This window comes from Xylanibacter rodentium, from assembly GCF_013166575.1.
In the GTDB taxonomy this organism is placed as follows: domain Bacteria; phylum Bacteroidota; class Bacteroidia; order Bacteroidales; family Bacteroidaceae; genus Prevotella; species Prevotella rodentium.
The window spans coordinates 293,893-310,614 of sequence record NZ_JABKKE010000001.1 but is presented as its reverse complement, the minus strand read 5'-3'; the positions used below and the strand labels follow the sequence as shown (position 1 = coordinate 310,614).

Below are 16,722 nucleotides of genomic sequence, written 5' to 3'. Positions count from 1 at the left end.
AAAATGGCCGTTTTGGGAGATAAAAAGGCCCTTACGGCAAGAAAATGGTGCTGGAAACGTGTGTCAAGAGCGCTGAAAAGGCCTTTCTGTTCTTCCAGAATGAGAGAAAGAAAGTACGGAAAATTAAGAAAAAAGAGGACGGACTGCTATAGTCTCCCAAGGGGGATATTGGGCGTATGGGATAATCTGAGTGGTGGAAAAACGCAATTCCGCTTCGTGCTTGTCATTGCTGAAAAATCACATTTCTGTCATTCTGCCACCATATCCTTGCGCTGTAATTGTCTCATTTCATATTTTATTTGTAACTTTGCCGAATATATAGATACAGGAAATAAAACTAATAACGATATAATAATTGTATTATAATGAAGAAAATTGCATTTATGTGTGCTGTATTACTCACGGCTGCCGTTCACGTTTTTGCCGGCGACAGGCTCGATTTGAAGAGCATTACCGGCGGCGAATTCAGCGGCAGGCATATCACCGGCGTGAAACCTCTCGACGACGGAGAGACATATGCGCGGTTGAGCAGCGACGGGAAACAGATTGTTAAGTACTCGTTCCGGACCGGAAAACAAGTGGGGACGCTGTTTGACGTGAACACCGTACGCGGGAAAAAACTTGAATCGATAGACGGATATATCATCAGTCCAAAGGGTGACCGCATACTTATCCAGACAGAGACCAAGGACATATACCGTCGTTCGTTTACGGCGGTGTACTATATATTCGAGGTGGAGAACAACAGGATGGTGCCATTGTCGGACGGAGGGCCGCAGCAGACGCCGCTCTTCTCGCCCGACGGCAACATGATAGCCTTTGTGCGGGACAATAATATCCATCTTATAAAATTGCTCTACGACAATGCCGAGAGCCAGGTCACCAAGGACGGACGGCGCAACGAGGTGATAAACGGCATTCCAGACTGGGTGTGTGAGGAGGAGTTCGGACATAGCCGTGCCATGGTCTTCACGGCCGACAGCCGTCAGATATGCTGGATCCGGTACGACGAATCGGGCGTGAAGGAATATTCGTTTCCGCTTTACTGCGGTCTCAGACCCGAACGTAAGGAATATGCCGGATATCCCGGAGAGTATACATATAAGTATCCTGTGGCGGGCGAAGCCAATTCGAAGGTGGCCGTATACAGCTTTGACATCAAGTCGCGTCAGACACGACGCATGGATTTGCCGCTCGATGCCGACGGATATATACCTCGGATCGTGATGACATCCGACCCGACCAAGGTGGCCGTATACACGATGAACCGCCACCAGGACTGCCTGTCGATATATATGGCCAACCCTCTTTCCACCGTGTGCCAGCTTGTCGTGCAGGACAAGGCGGACAAGTATATCAAGGAAGAGTCGATGGACGGAATCGTCATTACCGACAAGCACATCGTAGTGCCGAGCGAGCGCGACGGCTACAACCATATCTATGTATATTCGCTTACAGGGCAACTGCAGCGTCAGATAGTGAAGGACAATTATGTCGTGACCGCCCTTTACGGACTTGACGAAGCTACGGGCGATGTATATTATTCAGCCGCGCAGCTTGGTCCGCAGGACAGGCAGATATTCGTGGCCCGTCAGAACGGCAAGACGGAGCGGCTGACCGACCGTGAAGGATGTAATGCGGCTATCTTCAGCAAGAACTTCAAGTATTTCATCAACATATGGAGCGACCTCGACAATCCGGCCGTATATACGCTCCGTGCCAATACAGGTAAGGTGACGGCCACCCTGATTGACAATCATGAGCTTAAGGAAAAGATGGAATCCTACGGGCTTGGCAAGCGCGAATTGTTTTCGTTCAAGACCTCCGAAGGCGTGGAACTTAACGGATGGATGATAAAGCCTGCGGACTTCGACATCGGGAAGCGCTATCCCGTCATAATGTATCAATATGGTGGTCCGGGCAGTCAGCAGGTGCTCAACAGCTGGAACATTGGTATGTGCGGGCAGGGAGCCGTGCTCGAACATTACTTTGCCCAGCAGGGATATCTTGTGGTCTGTGTGGACAACCGTGGCACAGGCGGACGCGGTGCCGAGTTTGAGAAGTGTACATATCTGCGTCTCGGTGAGCTCGAAGCCCGCGACCAGGTGGAGGCAGCCCTGTGGCTTGGCCGGCAGTCGTTTGTCGACAAGAACCGTATAGGCATATGGGGATGGAGCTACGGCGGATGGAACACACTGATGAGCATGAGTGAAGGCCGTGCCGTATTCCGTGCCGGAGTAGCCGTCGCACCGCCTACAAGCTGGCGCTATTATGACACGGTGTACACGGAGCGTTATATGCGTACGCCGAAAGAGAATCCGTCGGGTTACGACATCAACCCTATAATGCGTGCCAAGGACCTCAGCGGCTCGCTGCTGATATGCCACGGTATGGCCGACGACAATGTGCACTTCCGCAATACGGCCGAATACACCGAGGCTCTCGTACAGGCCGACAAGGACTTCAAGGAGAATATATACACCAACCGCAACCATGGCATCTACGGAGGCAACACGCGCAATCATCTGTTCAGGCAGATTGTCAACTTCTTTAATGCCGAAATGAAATAGCGGACTGTATAAAAAAGGAAAACTACATAACAATATTATATGAAACTAAGACTATTGACATCAGCAAGCCTTGTTGCCGCCATGACGCTCGTACCGTCACCGGCAGACGCCAAGGCCAAGAAGAAGCAGGCGGCTCCAACGTTGTCGCCAATCGAGATTGTAGAGAAAGTGAACAACCATTGGCAGGAGACGAACAAGCCGGAAGTGAGAGCTTTCTGGGATGATGCAGTCTATTTTACCGGTAATATGGAGGCATACCGCCTTACCGGAAACGCCAAGTATCTGGAATATAGCGACAAATGGGCACGTCACAACAAGTGGAGCGGAGCCACAGCCGCCAATCCGAAGCAATGGAAGTACAGGAATTATGGTGAAGGGAATGACTATGTGCTCTTCGGTGACTGGCAGATATGTTTCCAGACATATCTCGATATGTACGCCATGAACCCTGATGCATACAAGATAGCACGTGCCACCGAGGTGATGGGCTATGAGTGTGCCACGAAAGAGACCGATTATTGGTGGTGGGCCGACGCTCTGTATATGGCTATGCCGGTGATGTCGAAGATGTATGTGGCCACAGGCGACGTGAAGTATCTTGACAAGATGTACGACAACTTCACCTATGCCGACAATCTGATGTATGACAAGGAGGACAATCTTTACTATCGTGACGGCAAGTATCTCTATCCTGCACACAAGACCGAGGCCGGAAAGAAGGACTTTTGGGCACGTGGCAACGGGTGGGTGCTTGCCGGACTGGCCAAGGTTATCACCGATATGCCGGCATCATATGTCAATCGCGGTGTGTTTGTGGAGCGTTTCAAGAGTCTGGCTGCCGGAGCCGTGAAATGCCAGCAGCCCGACGGTTACTGGACACGCTCTATGCTCGACCCGAAGCAGGCCGAGGGCCGCGAGACCAGCGGAACGGCGCTGTTGGCCTACGGACTGATGTGGGGCGTTAACAACGGACTGCTCGACCGTGCCGTATATGGGCCGGCTGCAGACCGTGCATGGCAGTATCTGTCAACTGTGGCACTGCAGTCCGACGGTTCTGTCGGCTATGTGCAGCCTATCGGCGAGAAAGCCATCAAGGGCCAGCTGCTGAGCGCACAGAATGTTACTAACTTCGGAACGGGAGCCTTCCTGCTTGCTGCATGCGAGAAGGTGCGCTATGACGATGGCAGCGTGCGGCCTACGGACGCCAGGACATTCACTGTTGGAGTGACCAACAGCACCGACCGTTTCCGTCAGGAGGTGGTAGAACTGGATGCCAAGGAGGTGTTTGCGCGTCTTGGCATAAGCGGCGGACGCCAGTTCTGTGTGTACAACGCTCTCGGTCAGCAAGTGCCGTATCAGCTTACATACGACGGCAAGGTACTTATTGATGCTGCTGTGCGCCCTTGCGGAACGGCACTCTATACCTTCAGCAAGGGCACTCCGAAGACATTTGTCAATACATGTTACGGCCGTATGTATCCCGAGCGTGTGGACGATATTGCCTGGGAGAACGACCGTGGGGCATACCGATGCTATGGTCCGGCCCTGCAGCGTACGGGTGAGGATGCTTTCGGAAACGACGTCTGGGTCAAGAACACTCCCGATCTTGAGGTGGAGAAGCGTTATTATATAGAGGATGTAACGAAGCCTGTGATAACTGCGCTCAAAAAGACGAATCCGGCAGCGGCCGACTCGCTCAACATGATTACGAGCTATCACTTCGACCAAGGCCATGGTCTCGACTGCTATAAGGTGGGACCGACGCTTGGTTGCGGCACTCCGGCCCTGATGGACGGCGATAAGATACTGTTCCCTTACTGTTACAAGGACTATGAGATACTTGACAACGGTCCTCTGCGTTTTACGGTGAAGCTGGTGTATAATCCGGCTAAGATAAAGGGCTGTGACAATGTGGTGGAGAACAGAATACTGAGTCTCGACAAAGGTTCTAACTTCAATAAGATGACAGTGTGGTACGACGGACTTACGGTACCGGCCGATTTGGCTTCGGGTGTGGTCATTCATACGGAGGACACCGAGAATGTGGAAACTGGCAAGGACTATGTGGTATATGCTGACCCGACGGACAATCCGAAAGGACAGAACTTTCAGATATACGTGGCGGCGCTATTTCCCAACGGAGTGACGGAGACCAAGAAGCTGATGTACGACAATCCTACTCGCGGCAATGCCGGCCACGCTCTTGGCATATTGCGCGGATACAAAGGCGGCGGTTATACTTACTACTTCGGTTCGGCATGGAGCAAGTATGACTGCCGCAGCCTCGGAGAGTGGCAACTGCGCGTAGCTTCATACCTTGACGGACTGCGCAATCCTCTCAATGTGGGAATAAAGTAATGAAGCATGCTATAGTAATAGGTGCCTCGTCGGGGCTTGGTTTCGAGGTGGCACGGATTCTTTTGGACGACGGGTGGCATATAGGAGTTGCCGCCCGTCGTTCTGAGTTATTGCTCGGACTGAGGCAAATGTGTCCGGACAGGGTGGAGACAGAGACGATTGATGTTACGGACGAAGGTGCTGTGGCGCGGTTGGAATCATTGATTGAACGTGTGGGAGGTATGCAGCTGTTCTTCTATGCTTCCGGCATCGGACGGCAGAACATTGGACTGGAACAGGATACAGAGTTGTCCACCGTTGCTACCAATGCTCTCGGATTTACCCGTATGGTAGGTGCGGCATATCGGTATATGGCAGATAATGGTGGAGGACATATTGCAGTGATAAGTTCTATAGCCGGCACCAAAGGGTTAGGGGTGGCTCCTTCATATTCTGCTACAAAGGCTTTTCAGAACGCATATATTCAGGCTCTCGACCAACAGGCCTGTATGCGCGGGCTGTCAATCACCTTCACAGACCTGCGTCCCGGATTTGTTGCAACGGCATTGCTTGGAGATGATTGCCGCTATCCTATGCTGATGCGTCCTGAGGATGTGGCATATAGTATGGTAAAGGCTATAAAATCGCGCAAGCGTGTTGCGGTGATTGATTGCCGTTGGCGTGTGCTCACTGCGTTATGGCGTTGCATTCCGGATTGGTTTTGGCGGAGGATGCGGGTAAGATGATGGTATATAAAGTTATTGGATTGCCGTGTCTGGTGTAAAGCAATTCCCCCTGTTCTTCCATTAAAGAAGTTACAGGGGGAATCGCTTTATACGGATATATCCGAATTATTATTTCCGTTATTGTATATTATGCGGGATAATTATATAGTAATGACTGTTGCAGGCTACCGCAGACTGTCCTGATACCATTCGAACAGTTTCTGCACGCCGTCTTCTATCTCTACCTTGTGGGTCCATCCGAGTGAGTGGAGTTTCTCCACGTCGATAAGTTTACGCGGTGTTCCGTCCGGTTTGGAGGCGTCAAATTCCACTGTTCCTTTGAAACCGACAGCCTTGACGACAAGTTCGGAAAGTTCGCGGATGGTGAGTTCTTTGCCTGTTCCTACATTGATATGGCAGTTGCGAATCTCGCCAAGAGACGGGATTGCACCGCCGCGACCTTCACTGTTGTTGCGGTCAACGGCACCTGTAGTTGTCTTTCCGTAGAATACGGAAGAGTATTTCTCTATGCCGATGATGTCCTTGAAGTCTACATTCAGTAGCACGTGCACGCTGGCGTCGGCCATATCTTCGCTCCATAGGAATTCGCGGAGCGGTGTACCTGTGCCCCAAAGCACCACGCGGTTGTCACTGATGCCGTACTTTGCAAGTACCGTCAGTATCTCGTCGTTGCAGTTGCTGCCTGTCACTCCTTCAACCGGACGCTTGTCCATATCGGTACGGATAGAGTTCCAGTTGCCGTCGTGTATGAGTTTGGCCAGATAGATTTTGCGCATCATGGCCGGCATTACGTGGCTGTTCTCAAGATGGAAATTGTCATTGGGGCCGTAGAGATTGGTCGGCATTACGGCGATATAATTGGTGCCGTATTGCAGGTTGTAGCTTTCGCACATCTTCAGTCCTGCAATTTTTGCTATCGCATATTCCTCATTGCTGTATTCCAATGGTGATGTGAGCAGCACATCTTCTTTCATCGGCTGTGGTGCATCCTTTGGATATATACATGTCGAACCGAGGAATAACAGTTTTTTCACGCCATGCGAGTAGGCATTGCCTATCACATTGCACTGCATTAGCATGTTCTGCATGATGAAGTCTGCGCGGTAGAGGAAGTTGGCCATTATGCCGCCTACGAAAGCCGCGGCCAAGACAACTGCATCGGGGCGCTCTTCGTCGAAGAATTTTTTCACTGCGGTCTGGTCTGTAAGGTCGAGTTCGCTGTGACTGCGGCCTATAAGATTATTGTAGCCCCGCTGTTTCAGATTATTCCATATCGCCGACCCCACGAGTCCGTGATGACCGGCGATATAAATTTTACTGTTCTTGTCTAACATATAACTATTACTTCACAAGTCCTTTCTCCAGATATTCTGCAAGGTTGGTGCGCATTACGCTTGCCACGTGGTCGGCAGCAACTTTCTGCATGTCGTGCTTGACCATTATGCTGACGAGCTCCTCGAATGTTGTCTTCTGTGGATCCCATCCCAGTTCTTTGCGTGCTTTGGTGGGATCTCCCCAAAGGTTTACCACGTCGGTAGGACGGTAAAAGTCGGGTGATACTTCTATGATGCACTTGCCGGTCTTCACGTCGTATCCTTTCTCATCCATTCCCTCTCCCTTGAACTCAACCTCTATGCCGGCGGCACGGAATGCGTATTGGCAGAATTCGCGAACGGAATGCTGTACGCCCGTAGCTATGACGAAGTCCTCAGGAGTGTCGTGCTGTAGGATGAGCCACATGCACTCGACATAATCTTTGGCGTATCCCCAGTCACGCAGTGACGAAAGGTTGCCCAGATAAAGTTTGTCTTGCTTGCCTTGTGCTATGCGTGCTGCTGCGAGGGTGATCTTTCTTGTAACGAATGTTTCACCGCGGCGCTCGGACTCGTGGTTGAATAATATGCCGGAACAGCAGAACATGTTGTATGCCTCGCGGTATTCCTTGATTATCCAGAAACCGTAAAGTTTGGCTACAGCGTATGGTGAGTATGGGTGGAAAGGGGTCTTCTCGTTTTGCGGAACTTCCTCAACCTTGCCGTAAAGTTCGGATGTCGATGCTTGATATATCCGGCACGTCTGCTCAAGATGGTTGGCGCGTACGGCTTCAAGCACGCGGAGAACACCAGTGGCGTCTACGTCGGCAGTGAATTCGGGCGAGTCGAACGATACCTGTACATGGCTCTGTGCTGCAAGATTGTATATTTCCGTTGGTTGTACTTTGCCTATAACCTTTACGAGAGACATTGAGTCGCCCATATCGGCATAGTGCAGGTGGAATTGCGGATGACCCTCAAGATGGGCTATACGTTCGCGATAGTCAACCGAGCTACGGCGTATGATGCCATGTACGTCATAGCCTTTCTCGATAAGAAACTCTGACAGGTATGAACCGTCCTGACCGGTGACACCTGTGATTAATGCAACTTTTCTTTCCATTTTCTTCTTTTATAAACTTACTATTCTTAATATAACTTCATTATTTGTCTTGTCCGGAGAATTGTTTTATGCGTTGTTCTTCAGAGAGTTTGCAGATAAGCAAAGTGTTGTTGTTCTCGGCTACGATATATCCGTCAAGTCCTTGGATTACCACTTTTTTCTCTTGGGTGGTGTGTATCATACAGTTGTGGGTTTCGAACAGACTGATGTCATTGCCTATACAGCTGTTGCCATACAGATCCTTATGTGTCTGCGTTTGCAATGACCCCCATGTTCCCAGGTCGCTCCATCCGAAATCGGCTGGACATACGAATATTTCTTCAGCCTTTTCCATGATGGCGTAGTCTACAGAGATGTTTTCACATTCGGGGAATAATCTGTCTATTTCTTCCTGTTCCTTGCCTGTGCCGTATATAGGTATGAGCGATTCGAATATCTTTGCCATTGTCGGTTGATATACGCGGAATGCGTTGATTATGGTATTTACGTTCCATACGAATATGCCGGCATTCCAAAAGTAGTCATTCTTTTGTATATATTGTTGTGCCGTTTCAATGTCTGGTTTCTCGCGGAATGAGTCTACACGGAATATCTCTTTGTTGCGCAATGAGCTTGATGACAAATCGGCCTGTATGTAACCATAGCCTGTTTCTGGGCGTGATGGTTTGATACCAAGTGTTACTATGGAGTCGGTCTCATTTGTAAATTCCATACACCTTGACATGATGCGGGTAAATTCTGTAGTATTTGTCACAATATGGTCGCTTGGCGACACAACGATATTGGCTTTCGGATCCTGTGATTTTATTTTCCAACTGACGTAGGCTATACACGGTGCTGTATTGCGGCGGCATGGTTCGCAGAGAATGTTGCCTGTCGGTATGTCGGGCAGCTGTTGTCTCACGATGTCCACATAGTTTCTGTTGGTTACGACCCAGATGTTGTGAGGCTCGCAAATGCCATTGAATCTTTCTGCCGTCAGTTGCAGGAGTGATTTGCCAACGCCGAGCACGTCTATGAACTGTTTGGGTTTTTCTGCCGTGCTCATCGGCCAAAAACGGCTACCAACGCCGCCTGCCATGATTACTAAATGGTTGTTTGTTGTCGCCATAAATAATTATGATTTATTGATAATAATGATATATCTGTAGGACTTGTCTTTATGTTGTTGTCCTTTTGGTATCTATATTAATTGCTTTTGTATTCTAAAAACAGAGATATGTAATCCGTTGGGCCTATTTGTTTTTATTAGTATTGCCGTATCTTTTTATCAGAATTTTTATTGTGAAATATGCAATAACGAGTAATAAAACAGCGATAATAGTTATTTTGATGTATTCGGAATATTCTGTAATCTTGTCACTGAGTTGGCTTTTCGGTACGAATGAGTGCAGATACCATCCCATTGTAGCAAGGATTATGTTCCAACATCCGGCACCAATTGTGGTGTAGAGGATAAACTTGCCGAAGTTCATACGTGCCAGTCCGGCGGGAATTGATATCAGTTGTCTGATTCCTGGCAGAACGCGCCCTACAAGTGTGGCGACCATACCGTGGTCGGAAAAGAATTTCTCGCTCATTTCTATTTTATGACGGTTGAGCAGGCATATACGTCCCAGGCGGCTTTCGGCAAAACGGTATATCACGGGACGTCCAAGATAATATGCCAGACCATAGTTTATGGCTGCGCCCACATCGGCACCTATTGTAGCGAAAAGCACTACAAGGAATATGTTTAGCTCTCCGGCTGCTGCGTTGTAGGCTGCTGGCGGAACCACAACTTCTGAGGGAAATGGAATGAATGTACTCTCGATGGTCATAAGAATGAATATCGTGAGATAGTTTAGATTGTCAAGGAGATTGTATAGTATGTTCATTTATCTTTGCTTTTAAGTTTATCGTACATATAATTATAATAATTTTTAGCATCAGTGTCTTTGGGAAACAGATGGCCGAGAACATTTTTTGCCTCATTCGGATTTTTTTCCACGGCGATTTTCAGATAATGCATGAATTCATCTGTCAGTTTCATGTCCCAGCAACATAATGCCATGTATGAATATCCGGCAAGGAAATCGTCATCTACCATTGTAAATAACTTCTTGAACATCTTGTATGCTGTGTCAAGATATTTGTTGTCATACAGTGATACTATTATGCGCAGCACTATGACGGGAGCGTTTTCAGCATTGATAATGGCTTCATGAAACATTTCTTCCGCTTCATTGTAGCGTCCGTTCTCCAATAGTATGTGGCCACGCAGCACTTTCATGTCCGTATGGTCGCAGTCCATTGAGTCAGTCTTGTCTATATACTCAATGGCTTTTTCCGGATTTCGTATTGCACTATAGGCGAACGCCATTTCCTGATATATCTGTACAATATACGTCGAATCAGGTTTAGCAACTGACAATGCTGTTTCCAATTGTTCTATGGCATCCTCATATCGTGACAGATTGACAAGACATATACCTTTGTGCAACCTTCCGAACTCGTCTGTCGGATTTATCTCGCAATATCTTCCGTAGTAGTCGAGAGCTTCTTTATACTTGTTCAGACGATACAATGAGTTGGCTTTGGCCAAAAGACCGTAGGAATCTTTGGGGTCTATTGCTATTGCATATTCGCTGCTTGTAATGGCTTCGTCATAGTCTTCGTTCATGAACTGTGCACTTGCCAGCGAATTCCAATATCTTTTAGAATATGGATTGCTGTCTATCAGTTCGTTGTAGACTTTTGCACTGTCACTATACATTTCCATGCCGAACAGCACTCTTGCCTTCAATTCCTTGTATTCTGGAAGTTGACTCTCGTTACCGATATTCATCCATTTATATGCCATGTCGTAAACTCCGTAGTCAGCGTATAGATTGGCCACATCGATGATGAAATCCTCATATTCATCCTGTTCTATTGTCTCGGAATATTCGTTCAGAAATTCCTCAGCCTTGTCTATTTTATTTTGGGCAATCAGTATTTCCGCCTTGAGATATTTGTAGTCGGGATCGTCTTTGTCGATGATTTTTTCTGCAAGTTCTTCGGCTAAAGCGATATTTTCATTTTCAAGTGCCGCCCTTGCCTTGAATACAAGTGGAGTGGTGGCTCCCGGATTCATGTTCAGTGCAAAGTCTATTACTTCATTTGCTCTGTCGGTGTCACCTGTATAATTGTAATAGTCTGCTATATCCGTCAGGTCGTCTGCATCCATAAATATGGGTAGTCCGGACCTGACGGATTCTTCATATGACGTCAGAATATCCCTGAATTCCTTGCTGTCGAAATATTCGTCACCTGTCTGCATCATTTATTGATCTTAGCCCATGTGTCTTTCAGTCCTACAGTACGGTTGAATATCAGTCTCTCCGGCTTAGAGTCAGAGTCGGGAGTGAAATATCCTATGCGTTGGAACTGTAAAAAGTCTCCAGGCTTCTTTTCTGCGAGATACTTTTCCACATAGCATTTGTTCAGCACGGTAAGTGATTCGGGGTTGAGTAATTCACGGAAGTCGCGTTCGTCGGCCGACGGGTTTTCCACACTGAAAAGTCTGTCGTACAGACGTACTTCTGCCTCTATACAATGGGCAGCACTGACCCAATGTAGCGTACCTTTCACTTTTCTGTTTGCCCCTTCTTCTCCGCTCTTGCTTTGTGGATCGTACTCGGCGTATATTTCCTCAACCTCACCGTCGGCATTCTTCTTGCATCCTGTGCACATTATTATATATGAGTTCTTCAGTCTTACTTCCTTTCCCGGTGAGAGTCGGAAGAATTTTTTTGGTGCGTCTTCCATGAAGTCTTCACGCTCTATCCATAGCTCACGACTGAAAGTGATGGTATGTGTACCGTCAGCCTCGTTTTCAGGATTGTTTACTGCAATCATTTCTTCGGTTTGACCCTCGGGATAGTTTGTAATGATGAGTTTTACAGGGTTGAGCACAGCCGAGACACGGCATGCCCGTTTGTTAAGGTCGTCGCGTACGGCGGCCTCAAGTAGGGCATAGTCATTGAGTGCGTCAAACTTTGTGTATCCTATCGAGCGTATGAAGTTTCGGATGCTCTGTGCCGAATATCCTCGGCGTCGCATTCCGCATACAGTTGGCATTCGCGGGTCGTCCCATCCGTTTACCAGACTCTCGTCTACGAGGGTGTGCAACTTACGTTTGCTCATTACGGTATATGTCAGGTTCAAGCGGTTGAACTCGATCTGCCGCGGACGGTAGTCGGGTGTATGCCCGTTTTCAGCCTCGTATTCTTTCAGCAGGTCTACAAGTTTGTCGTAAAGTGGGCGGTGGGGCACAAACTCGAGAGTACATATAGAGTGGGTCACTCCCTCGAAGTAGTCACTCTGTCCGTGTGCAAAGTCGTACATGGGGTATGCGTGCCATTTCGTTCCAGTACGGTGATGGGGTGTATGTATTATGCGGTATATCACCGGATCACGGAAGTGCATGTTCGGGTTGGTCATGTCAAGTTTGGCGCGCAACACCATCGAACCTTCGACAGCCTCGGGAGTATTCATTTTGTTGAACAGTTCAAGGTTTTCCTCCACTGGACGGTTGCGGTAAGGGCTTTCTGTTCCCGCTACGGTTGGTGTGCCCTTCTGTGCAGCCATCTGTTCCGATGTCTGTTCATCGATATAAGCAAAACCTTTCTTAATCATCCATACGGCAAAGTCCCACAACTGCTGGAAATAGTCGGATGCATAGTATAAGTTGCCCCATTTGAATCCGAGCCATTGTATGTCGTTCAGTATAGAGTCGACATATTCGTTGTTCTCTTTTGACGGATTGGTATCGTCAAAGCGCAGATTGCATACACCGCCGTAGTTGTCGGCCACACCGAAGTCCATACATATGGCTTTTGCATGACCTATATGTATATATCCGTTGGGCTCGGGCGGAAAGCGTGTCTGTATTCTGCTGCCGTTCTTGCCGGCCGCAAGGTCTCCCTCCACCATCTGCTCGACAAAGCTCAGACTTCTCTTCTCCTCGTTTCCTGTACAGTTCTTCTCTACCATAGTGTTTGATTCTTTTTATCGTTTTTGTGGTTGCAAAGTTACGAAATTAATTCATAATAACCTTTTGTTGTTTAGTTTTTTATGCTTCCGGTATAACATTTGTCTACACCTGCGGCATAATACCATGTCATTTTTTGTATAGTCTCACAGAAGTCGTAGCCTTTTTTATCGTAAATTTCCAATGGAACGAACATGCTCATGCCACCGAATTTCTCTTCGTTCATGTCGAAGTCGAAGTCTACCAGTCCGTCTGTCATCCATTTTTTGCTCATGGCCTTGTAGATTACGGTTCTGTCGTATACAGTCTTCCATCTTCCGTATACCTCTTCACTGATGTTGCGCAGCATAATATCGTTCATGTCAAGCATAAGTTTCACATCACCGTATTTTTTTGTATGACGGTAGTATATCAAATTTTCCGTATAGGGATATTTGCCGGCTTGTCCGAGCAGTGCCGTCAGTTCTTGTGTGGCTTTGGCCAGTGCTTCCATCCCACTTGTCTTTACCACCGACAGCGGTACTTGTTCTCCGGCATTGGTCTTCATCGAGTGGTAGTCGTCAACCATTTTCTTGTAGAAGTCATCAGAGGTATCGAACATGTCGGGTACGACTTTATCATACGGTGCTCCTACGTTTGGTATTTCGGCCGGTGAGGCTATTATGTAGTCGGTCACGTTCCGCAATTCGTATGCAACCTCTGCATTCTGAAAGTTGCAGCAGTCGGCAAAGATGAAAAGCAGCCTGTGGGGCAGCCGTCCCAATGCTCCGGCCATTGACGGTATGTTCATCCATTTTGCCCCGTTACCGGTAATATTGTCTGTGCCATAGTCCACTCCATAAGCTCTCTGCGGCTTGTTCATGGCCGGTGAGGGGGATATGGAATCTTTTTCTATCACCCATCCGCTGGCATGTCCCCACAATACCAAACCGTAAGTCTCGGCCGGATAGCGTGTCATTATCCAGTGAAGTGTCTCGTACATGCGCTCAGGATCGGAGGCATAGAAGTCGGTGTCGTTATTGTAATAAGTGTCCGTCTCCATTTCTCCGTTTCTCATGCGCAGGATGTATGGCGGTTTGTTTTTATCGTTCTTGTCTACGAATGCTATCAGGTTGGTGTTGGCCGGCATCATAATCGAGCCTCTTGCCATCTCGTTGATGTCGCTTGTTGCGAATGGAGAGAGATTGTTTTCTGCCGATATATACACAATGACAGTGCGTTCGGCCTTTGGATATATGGCCGGTTCCTTTATTTCGGTGTTTATGCATTCATCATCGCTGTCGCACGATATGAGCAATATGGCAGCACATATCATGGTTAAGAAATATTTCATAATCACATATTTTTCGGCAAAGATACGCTTTTTTTATTAATAGTTAGTACCTTTGCAATCAAATTTTTTGTTTTCAATGATGAGTAAACTGACATTATTTGTCGTGTCTTTGCTGTTGTCGGCGTCTGTAGATGTGGTCGCACAGGATGTCTATGAGCAATGTGAAGATACGTGTACACATATACATGGCATAGATTTGAGCCATTATCAGGGAGAAGTATTTTGGGAGCATATCGGTGCCAACGCCAAGATGGCATACGTCTATCTTAAGGCCACGGAGGGAGGTGATCGTATCGACCACATGTACAAACGAAATATAGAACTCGCCCAAAACAATGGTGTCAAGGTGGGAAGCTATCATTTCTATCGTCCCAAGACAGAACAGAAGCGGCAGTTGGAGAATTTCAAGATGCAATGTCTGCCCGGTGATCAGGACCTGTTGCCAATGGTGGACATAGAGACCACCGGAGGGTTGTCTACAGATGAGTTCTGCGATTCGCTCATGCTGTTCATACAACTTGTGGAGAAGGAATACAAGCAGAAACCGTTGCTTTATACTTATACCAATTTTTACAATAAACATCTCTGTGGCAAGATTGACGGCTATCCGCTTATGATAGCCCAATATACGGACAGTGAGCCTGTGTTGGCCGACGGACGTGATATAACCATGTGGCAGTATACGAGTAAAGGCCGTATAGCCGGAGTGTCCGGATATATAGACAAAAGCCGTTTTATGGGAGAACATGTGCTGAGTGAAATACTTTTCAGGCATATAATAAATCAAGTGTCAGAAGAATAAATATGTTGCCTGAGCAATCCGGTGCACGCATGCCGCATTGTTTTTAATACATTAAATTAATGAAAGAATTATATTTTCGTGTAGCGGATGCACTGTTTTGCTTGAATTGTATTCAAGGTGAGGATACGCGTCTCCTTACTTCCTCTTATGTCCCATTTCGTATACAGGCGCTTCCTGCGGTAGAGTTGCCTATCTTTGTTATGACAGTAGGATCAGATTTGGTGTCGCTTAAGCCGGAAGGCAAGGATATAGGACGATTCGGATGTGACGGAATCGGATATGTGGTGTATAAAATATCCAATGGATATAAAATTCTGATAGACGATTCTGCTAAAAAAACGTGTTGCTCGATGGAAGTAAACGAAGATTTTTCTATCTGTCGGGTTTCTTTGTTTGGAGACACCGAACATCGGTTTCTTGGTCTGAACAACGCCGTAATGATAGCCTTTGCTTTTTCCGGTGTATATAATAATATCGTGCTGATGCATTCTTCCGTTACAATGTACGGCAATAAGGGTTATTTGTTTCTTGGACAAAGCGGAACAGGCAAGAGCACTCATTCGAGACTGTGGCATAGATATATTACTGGTTCCGAACTCCTCAATGACGACAATCCTGCCATACGGTTTATGCCGCAAGATGGGAAAATTTATGTGTATGGCACACCATGGAGCGGCAAGACTCCATGTTATCGTAATGTCAGTGTTGAGGTTGGCGCTTTTGTTAAATTGGAACAATGTCCGGAAAACATTATTAAAAAGGAATCGTGTATCAAGGCTTTTACCTCTATATTGTCTTCATGTTCAGCGATGGTATGGGATAAATCATCTTATGGCAAAATTTGTGATATCGTGTCGGGTATCGTAGAAAGAATACCTGTCTACAGTCTGAAATGCAGGCCGGACGAAATGGCAGTCAGATTAAGTTTTAGAACTATAACGGGATGAAAACGGTATTTATCCCTAATGAAGTCCTTGTTCCGGAAATTAAAAGGTTGATAGACGATGGGCACACTATAACTTTTCGGGTTAGGGGATTGAGTATGCGTATTTTCCTTGAGGGCAGCAGGGATAAAATTATTTTGGGGCCTTGCAACTCAGTTAGGATAGGGGATGTGGTGCTTGCTGAAACGGTTATGGGATATTATGTGTTGCATCGTGTCATCCGGATAGAGGGCAATCTGCTGACGCTGCAAGGCGACGGAAATATACGTGACGTTGAAAACTGCATAATGGACAATGTAGTTGGAGTTGCCCTTGGTTTTTATCGCAAGGGAAGAGATGTTCCTGATATGGTTACCGGAATTAAGTGGAGGTTTTATTCTGAAATATGGATAACTCTCACTCCAGTCAGACGCTATCTGTTGGCTTTCTATGAGAGAATATGGTTGAAGTTGTTTCCTTGTGGTAAGTAGGCGTTTGCATATATACAACAAGTATTGTTTGTTTATAAATTTTAGTTCATATTAATGCGCGTTTTCTCGC

The 16,722-nt window shown here is 47.2% G+C and carries 13 protein-coding genes; 6 read left to right on the top strand and 7 right to left on the bottom strand.

All coding sequences use genetic code 11. From position 1 onward, the window contains the following. Positions 1–365 precede the first annotated feature (365 nt). Genes HPS55_RS01240 through HPS55_RS01230 form a run of 3 tightly spaced genes read left to right on the top strand, consistent with a single transcriptional unit; the run spans position 366 to position 5,653 of the window. A complete protein-coding gene (locus tag HPS55_RS01240) occupies positions 366–2,570 on the top strand; it encodes a S9 family peptidase (RefSeq protein WP_172173846.1) in 2,205 nt (734 codons plus the stop codon). A 39-nt stretch (positions 2,571–2,609) separates the two neighbouring features. Continuing rightward, a complete protein-coding gene (locus HPS55_RS14150) occupies positions 2,610–4,928 on the top strand; it encodes a DUF4861 family protein (RefSeq protein ID WP_253945760.1) in 2,319 nt (772 codons plus the stop codon). Then, positions 4,928–5,653: an SDR family NAD(P)-dependent oxidoreductase gene (locus HPS55_RS01230; RefSeq protein WP_172173843.1), complete on the top strand. Its 726-nt coding sequence runs from the start codon at positions 4,928–4,930 to the stop codon at positions 5,651–5,653. The genes HPS55_RS14150 and HPS55_RS01230 overlap by 1 nt, the downstream gene beginning before the upstream one ends. Before the next feature lie 164 nt (positions 5,654–5,817). Here the strand turns inward: HPS55_RS01230 and HPS55_RS01225 are convergent, their stop codons facing one another. From HPS55_RS01225 to HPS55_RS01195, 7 genes are all read right to left on the bottom strand, one after another. Then, the gene (locus HPS55_RS01225; RefSeq protein WP_172173840.1) at positions 5,818–6,987 is read right to left on the bottom strand and encodes a GDP-L-fucose synthase family protein; all 1,170 of its coding nucleotides are present in this window, start codon (positions 6,985–6,987) and stop codon (positions 5,818–5,820) included. Between the two features lie 7 nt (positions 6,988–6,994). Continuing rightward, the gene (gmd, locus tag HPS55_RS01220) at positions 6,995–8,089 is read right to left on the bottom strand and encodes a GDP-mannose 4,6-dehydratase (protein ID WP_172173837.1); all 1,095 of its coding nucleotides are present in this window, start codon (positions 8,087–8,089) and stop codon (positions 6,995–6,997) included. Positions 8,090–8,129: 40 nt separating this feature from the next. After that, the gene (locus HPS55_RS01215) at positions 8,130–9,200 is read right to left on the bottom strand and encodes a mannose-1-phosphate guanylyltransferase (protein ID WP_172173834.1); all 1,071 of its coding nucleotides are present in this window, start codon (positions 9,198–9,200) and stop codon (positions 8,130–8,132) included. Between the two features lie 124 nt (positions 9,201–9,324). Beyond that, the gene (locus HPS55_RS01210) at positions 9,325–9,966 is read right to left on the bottom strand and encodes a DedA family protein (protein WP_172173832.1); all 642 of its coding nucleotides are present in this window, start codon (positions 9,964–9,966) and stop codon (positions 9,325–9,327) included. Next, a complete protein-coding gene (locus tag HPS55_RS01205) occupies positions 9,963–11,393 on the bottom strand; it encodes a tetratricopeptide repeat protein (protein WP_172173829.1) in 1,431 nt (476 codons plus the stop codon). Before HPS55_RS01205 ends, HPS55_RS01210 begins: the two co-directional genes overlap by 4 nt. Then, complete coding sequence (locus tag HPS55_RS01200) at positions 11,390–13,105, bottom strand: glutamine--tRNA ligase/YqeY domain fusion protein (RefSeq protein WP_172173826.1); 1,716 nt, start codon at positions 13,103–13,105, stop codon at positions 11,390–11,392. The genes HPS55_RS01205 and HPS55_RS01200 overlap by 4 nt, the downstream gene beginning before the upstream one ends. Before the next feature lie 71 nt (positions 13,106–13,176). Then, positions 13,177–14,436: a clostripain-related cysteine peptidase gene (locus HPS55_RS01195; RefSeq protein ID WP_172173823.1), complete on the bottom strand. Its 1,260-nt coding sequence runs from the start codon at positions 14,434–14,436 to the stop codon at positions 13,177–13,179. 79 nt (positions 14,437–14,515) lie between these two features. On the opposite strand from HPS55_RS01195, the gene HPS55_RS01190 reads away from it, so the two are divergent. Genes HPS55_RS01190 through HPS55_RS01180 form a run of 3 tightly spaced genes read left to right on the top strand, consistent with a single transcriptional unit; the run spans position 14,516 to position 16,652 of the window. Further along, positions 14,516–15,238, top strand: a complete 723-nt coding sequence (locus HPS55_RS01190; RefSeq protein WP_172174391.1) for a glycoside hydrolase family 25 protein — start codon at positions 14,516–14,518, stop codon at positions 15,236–15,238. 59 nt (positions 15,239–15,297) lie between these two features. After that, positions 15,298–16,185 carry a hypothetical protein gene (locus tag HPS55_RS01185; RefSeq protein ID WP_216653093.1) on the top strand — a complete coding sequence of 296 codons (888 nt, stop codon included), beginning with the start codon at positions 15,298–15,300 and terminating at the stop codon, positions 16,183–16,185. Further along, complete coding sequence (locus HPS55_RS01180; protein WP_172173820.1) at positions 16,182–16,652, top strand: peptidase S41; 471 nt, start codon at positions 16,182–16,184, stop codon at positions 16,650–16,652. The genes HPS55_RS01185 and HPS55_RS01180 overlap by 4 nt, the downstream gene beginning before the upstream one ends. Positions 16,653–16,722: the final 70 nt, after the last annotated feature.

Coding starts and splice junctions, on each gene's coding strand:
- HPS55_RS01180 (WP_172173820.1), top strand. CDS start 16,182: ATGAAAACGGTATTTATCCCTAATGAAGTCCTTGTTCCGGAAATTAAA.
- HPS55_RS01190 (WP_172174391.1), top strand. CDS start 14,516: ATGAGTAAACTGACATTATTTGTCGTGTCTTTGCTGTTGTCGGCGTCT.
- HPS55_RS01225 (WP_172173840.1), bottom strand. CDS start 6,987: ATGTTAGACAAGAACAGTAAAATTTATATCGCCGGTCATCACGGACTC.
- gmd (WP_172173837.1), bottom strand. CDS start 8,089: ATGGAAAGAAAAGTTGCATTAATCACAGGTGTCACCGGTCAGGACGGT.
- HPS55_RS01215 (WP_172173834.1), bottom strand. CDS start 9,200: ATGGCGACAACAAACAACCATTTAGTAATCATGGCAGGCGGCGTTGGT.
- HPS55_RS01210 (WP_172173832.1), bottom strand. CDS start 9,966: ATGAACATACTATACAATCTCCTTGACAATCTAAACTATCTCACGATA.
- HPS55_RS01185 (WP_216653093.1), top strand. CDS start 15,298: ATGAAAGAATTATATTTTCGTGTAGCGGATGCACTGTTTTGCTTGAAT.
- HPS55_RS14150 (WP_253945760.1), top strand. CDS start 2,610: ATGAAACTAAGACTATTGACATCAGCAAGCCTTGTTGCCGCCATGACG.
- HPS55_RS01205 (WP_172173829.1), bottom strand. CDS start 11,393: ATGATGCAGACAGGTGACGAATATTTCGACAGCAAGGAATTCAGGGAT.
- HPS55_RS01230 (WP_172173843.1), top strand. CDS start 4,928: ATGAAGCATGCTATAGTAATAGGTGCCTCGTCGGGGCTTGGTTTCGAG.
- HPS55_RS01240 (WP_172173846.1), top strand. CDS start 366: ATGAAGAAAATTGCATTTATGTGTGCTGTATTACTCACGGCTGCCGTT.
- HPS55_RS01195 (WP_172173823.1), bottom strand. CDS start 14,436: ATGAAATATTTCTTAACCATGATATGTGCTGCCATATTGCTCATATCG.
- HPS55_RS01200 (WP_172173826.1), bottom strand. CDS start 13,105: ATGGTAGAGAAGAACTGTACAGGAAACGAGGAGAAGAGAAGTCTGAGC.